The 657-nt window shown below is 49.2% G+C and carries 2 protein-coding genes and 1 pseudogene; all 3 read right to left on the bottom strand.

The window, feature by feature from the left end; translation table 11 throughout:
* Positions 1-315: pseudogene (locus AC1DWB_RS36840) on the bottom strand (hypothetical protein); the annotation flags it as partial.
* Complete coding sequence (locus AC1DWB_RS36835) at positions 312-464, bottom strand: hypothetical protein (RefSeq protein WP_477545982.1); 153 nt, start codon at positions 462-464, stop codon at positions 312-314. The pseudogene AC1DWB_RS36840 and the gene AC1DWB_RS36835, both read right to left, overlap by 4 nt.
* Positions 461-657 (bottom strand): hypothetical protein (locus AC1DWB_RS36830; RefSeq protein WP_477545981.1); only part of this gene is annotated, 197 nt, incomplete at its 5' end. The genes AC1DWB_RS36835 and AC1DWB_RS36830, both read right to left, overlap by 4 nt.

Raw genomic sequence — 657 nt, 5'->3', positions numbered from 1 at the left:
GATCCCGCCTTGCCGTACCCTAAACTCTCGGATGTGATCGAAGTTATCTCTCGCAAGGATCCCGGCTCCCACTAGTCCATCGTTGATAAACTTGGCACAGCAAGCGTAGTTGTCGGGGTCATGCTCGACTTTAGTCCCGAAAAAGAATTCATAAGTCATGTCAATGCGCGTCATCGGCTTGAGCTTTTGTTCCTTCACCAAGTATCCTACCGCTCGTTCCCAAGATCGCTTCTCGTTGTTCAACTCCTGGTAGTGCATGTTGCGGTACTTGGTTAGGCTTGGCGGCATTCCGTCCACTTTCAGGATTTGTTTCACTCTCTCGCCCCCTCTGCGGATATACGCTTGATTTCTTCCGTGTAGCCTAATCCCCACAGTGCTTGGTGTCTGCTGAATTCGTCCGATGATATATCAAGAATGTTTTTAAGGGCTGCTTTCATTCGTTCGAATCTCTCTTTGTCACTCATCCCTTCACCTCCTCCGGTTCGTCCGGTACCTCTTCCCACGTTACGCCACTGTAAAATGGTTCGACCTGTTGCTTTTCTTTCTCGGTTCGTGGATTACCGACTTTCTTGCCTTTGTACATTGCCTGCCACATGTTCATCGGACCATCCTCCAACTCACATTTTTGAATGTCTCGCTGACTGGCTTGATGTCGAG

The sequence above is a fragment of the Paenibacillus sp. P4_E11 genome (assembly GCF_056401635.1).
This window is presented reverse-complemented; position numbering and strand designations above follow the sequence as displayed.

Bases quoted from the DNA above. Each gene is read 5' to 3' on its own strand.
- AC1DWB_RS36835 (WP_477545982.1), bottom strand. From the start codon at position 464: ATGAGTGACAAAGAGAGATTCGAACGAATGAAAGCAGCCCTTAAAAAC.